Raw genomic sequence first — 4475 nt, forward strand, 5'->3', positions numbered from 1 at the left:
AGCATGCAAATCTGCGTTCCAAAGTCCCAGACAAATCAGACTGAAAATAACAATGGATTTCTTCATTTTGAATCGACCTTATGTAGTGAATTAGTCATGAACTGCCCGCACAGGAGGCTCTCATGAAAAAATGGAAAACCGCTGTGTTTTATTTTTTAGTACGCAGCGATCTTATCATACATGGATTCGCTTGACGGGCTCTATCATATCGATCATGGTGAATGAGTTCGCTTGAGTCAACACAGACCCTGTTTTTTGAGGAACTCTCAGATGACCTCACTACCCATCGTCAAACCACAAGAGATAGACCTTGACGGAACACGTCTGCAACTGGCAGGAAAGTTATTGAAAGAATGGACAGACGCCGGCATAGTTCCCGGAGCTGCCATCGTCGTAGGTCGACATGGAAAAATTGTCGAGCCGCAGTTCTTTGGAAAACAGGGACCAGAAAAAAATGCAGAAACGATTCGACGGGACGGCATGTTTCTCCTGGCCTCCATCACCAAACCCATCGTTTACATGAGCGCCTTAAAGCTGGTCGAACGGGGAGAACTGGTATTAAGCGACCCGGTCACACATTACATTCCCGACTTTGCTGCGCACCATAAAGAATCTATTCTGGTACATCACCTGTTTACACATACTTCAGGCATGCCGGATATGCTGGAAAACAATGTAGCACTGCGACAATCACTGGCCCCCTTAAATAAATTCATTCAGGGCGCCATCTACGATACAGTCCCCCTCTTTCAACCGGCGGGAACAAACCTTAGCTACCAGAGCATGGGAACGCTCGTTGTTGCAGAAATCATACAACGCATCACAAAAAAAACGATTGCCCAACATGTCAGAGATGAAATCCTCAAACCGCTGGACTTACAAAGTACCTGGTTAGGTCGCGGAGAGTTCCCACGAGAACGTCTGGTACGCGTCGAAACACCAGAATATCAGATCGATTCCAATTTCGGATGGAACAGTCCTTACTGGCAGGACCTGGGAGTTCCATGGGGAGCCATGTTTAGTTCCCCCGAAGACATGGCTGTCATCTGCCAGTGCATGCTTAACTATGGCGAACAAAATGGCGTACGTCTGCTTTCTAAGTCGATGATGGAAATGGCAACCACAAACCGACTCAATGATTATCCCGACCTGCCCGAACCCATCCGACGTTCTCAACCATGGGGCTTAGGCTGGCGCTTAAACCATCCCGGCCAGAAAGGTAGCTGGGGAAACTTACTCGACCGGAGCGTCTTTGGACATACAGGATCGACAGGCACTATGGTCTGGATGGACCGCCGCCGTGATGGCTTCGCTGTAATCCTCACAACGGCAATTCGATCAAAGGCACCCTGGCGCCTCGTCAGATTATCAAACATCATTGCTTCGTCATTTGAATAATTTTCAGCAAACACAAATCGATCAGTAATGTTCTCATTGAGAGACAAAAATTGAAAACATTCTTAAAAATATTTGCTCGCTCTGTTTATGCTCGGTGCTGGCGCCATGCATTTTGTGAATCCGGAATTCTATCTCAAAATCATGCCCTCTTATTTACCCTGGCATCGAGAGTTGGTTTCTCTCAGCGGTTTACTGGAAATCAGTCTGGGAGTATCCCTCTGTATTCTTCGTATTTCACGACAGGCAGCCTGGGGCATCATTGCGCTATTGATTGCTGTTTTCCCCGCTAATATTCACGTTTTTTTACATCAGGAAATTCTGCCAGCTCCTTATTGGTTACACCTTTTAAGACTTCCTCTTCAGTTCCTGTTTATTCTCTGGGCTTGGTCGCATACCAAAGCTAACCCTCGATTAGTTGGAACAGAATCACAAACTTGAGTAAAAGAGCGTTCAACTTTTACATTCACTTGGGTAATATAGTTCATCTGGGTCCTGCATTTGTTTTGCATTCATCTCTGATTTTATTCTTGATAGAAATTGATCAATTCACCTTCATTAATCAAACTATACCATGTATCCAATTGATTCCAGTTGCTCGCTCAACTCAAAGCGCAGGTACCTTTGAATAACAAATTCCAGACCTTGATTATGAACTCTGTCATTCCTGTTCTTGACCCTGCGTCTCCACAGGCAGAGTCTATCAACAATCTATTCATGCAGGTTCTCGTAATCAGCGCCATCATCTTTACGATTGTGGCAGGATTAATCCTGGTCGCCATTTATCGAGGACGACGCAAACACACACTACCCGAACAAGATTTTGGTAGCGAAAAAACAGAAATTGCCTGGATGGTCGGGCCTGTCATTATTGTAATTTGGCTGGTCGCCATCAGCGCCCAACTCGTCATCACCCTCAATGCTTACCCCACAGATTCCCCCGACGGAAGCACAAACCATAATACCATCGATCTCATAGTGACCGGTCACCAATGGTGGTGGGAAGTAGAATATCCCGACTCGGGTGTAATCTCAGCGAACGAAATTTATATACCCGTTGGCAAAAAACTGCGGGTACAGATTTCTTCAGCAGATGTCATTCACAGCTTCTGGGTCGCGCAACTCGGCCAAAAGATCGATGCCATTCCGGGACGCGAGAACTATATTTGGCTCGAAGCCAGCAAACCAGGCTCCTATCAAGGGCGCTGTTCAGAATATTGCGGAGCGCAGCATGCCTGGATGAACTTCAAAGTTTATGCGGTATCCCAACCTGAATATGAGCAATGGATCGCGAGTGAGAAAAAAGATACCAAACAACCAGATCAACTTACTCCTCTGGAAGCTGCCGGCAAACAGTTCTTCATGCAGGCCACTTGCCAACAATGCCATACAGTGGCAGGGACAACAGCGAAAGCCAGGATCGGCCCTGATTTGACACATTTTGCCGACCGCAAGGAAATTGGTGCGGGGGTCATCGAAAATTCACCAGAAAATCTGGCTATCTGGCTTAAAGATCCACAAGCACTCAAACCAGGATGTAAAATGCCAAACTTTAAGCTGAGTGAAGAGCATCTCAAACAACTCGTAGCCTACCTGGAGACACTGAAGACACCGGAGACACTCAAGTGACGACAGGATCGATCAACCAATCAGATCTTACCAGCCTCGACCCTCCGGTCACTTCGACCGTGATGCTCGATTGGGTGAGTACGCTCGATCATAAACGTATCGGCATCATGTATATTCTGACCGCCGTCTTTTATCTGGCGATCGGCGGTTTTGAAGCGCTACTGATGCGCATCCAACTGGCATATCCAAATAATTCATTTCTATCACCAGAAATGTTCAACCAGTTATTTACCATGCACGGCACAACAATGGTCTTTCTTGTGGGAATGCCAGTGTTGACCGGCTTTGCCAATTATTTTGTGCCGTTGATGATCGGCGCCCGCGATGTGGCATTCCCCCGTCTAAACGCTTTCGGATTCTGGATGTTATTTTTCGGAGCTCTGTTGTTACATTATAGTTTCTTGACAGGATCAGCCCCGAATGCTGGCTGGTTCAGCTATGTGCCCCTTTCCACCAAAGCCTATAGTTCGTTGCAAGGTGTCGACTATTGGATTATTGGCTTACTGATTATGGGTATTGGTTCCGTCTCCGGAGCGATTAATATTTTTGCCACGATCATCTGCATGCGCGCACCAGGCATGAGTTTGCAGCGAGTTCCACTCTTTGTCTGGATGATGCTGATGCAGGTCATTCTGATCATCCTGGCGTTACCGGCATTAAACTCAGCACTGTCAATGCTCTTACTCGACCGCTGGCTGGGTTCCGCTTTTTTTGACCCTACGCGCGGCGGATCTGCCGTTCTCTGGCAACACTACTTCTGGATCTTTGGACATCCTGAAGTTTATATCTTAATCCTTCCCGGTTTTGGGATGATCTCCGAAATCATCCCCGTGTTCTCACGCAAACCAATCTATGGTTACACATTCGTGGCAGGCTCTTCGGTTGCCATTGTACTGCTAGGCTATGGTGTCTGGGCACATCATATGTTTGCCGTTGGCCTGGGTATGTATGCCGATATCTTTTTTGCCGTCGGTTCACTGCTAATCGCGATTCCTACAGGCATCAAAGTCTTTAACTGGACCGCCACACTCTGGGGCGGCGAAATCCAATTCAATACCGCATTGCACTTTGCAGTCGCGTTTCTTTTACAATTCGTCATCGGCGGTTTAACCGGAATTATGTTCGCAGCCGTCCCCATCGACTGGCAATTGACGGACACCTATTTCGTGGTCGCCCATTTCCATTATGTGTTGATTGGCGGACTCGTATTCTCACTCTTCTCTGCCGCCTATTACTGGTTCCCTAAGATGACCGGCCGCATGCTCAGCGAACGGTGGGGAATCTTCCAATTCTGGTTGTGGGTAATCGGCTTTAACATGACGTTTATGGTGCAGCACTTTCTGGGATTAATGGGCATGCCCCGAAGAGTCTATACCTACGCAGACAACCCCGGCTGGGCACTCTTAAACGGAGTGGCATCCATCGGTGCGATTTTTATGGCTGTCGGCACA

General features: G+C 47.4%; 4 protein-coding genes. All 4 read left to right on the top strand.

The window, feature by feature from the left end:
• The first annotated feature begins 270 nt into the window (after positions 1–270).
• A complete protein-coding gene (locus tag Q0668_RS12980; RefSeq protein ID WP_298865300.1) occupies positions 271–1398 on the top strand; it encodes a serine hydrolase domain-containing protein in 1128 nt (375 codons plus the stop codon).
• 105 nt (positions 1399–1503) lie between these two features.
• Entirely contained in the window at positions 1504–1836 is a 333-nt protein-coding gene (locus Q0668_RS12985) for a DoxX family protein (protein ID WP_298865301.1), read from the top strand.
• A 210-nt stretch (positions 1837–2046) separates the two neighbouring features.
• Complete coding sequence (gene coxB, locus Q0668_RS12990; protein WP_298865303.1) at positions 2047–3024, top strand: cytochrome c oxidase subunit II; 978 nt, start codon at positions 2047–2049, stop codon at positions 3022–3024.
• On the top strand, positions 3021–4475 hold a 1455-nt coding region (locus Q0668_RS12995), incomplete at its 3' end, for a cbb3-type cytochrome c oxidase subunit I (protein ID WP_298865305.1). The genes coxB and Q0668_RS12995, both read left to right, overlap by 4 nt.

Source organism: uncultured Gimesia sp. (genome assembly GCF_937910335.1).
In the GTDB taxonomy this organism is placed as follows: domain Bacteria; phylum Planctomycetota; class Planctomycetia; order Planctomycetales; family Planctomycetaceae; genus Gimesia.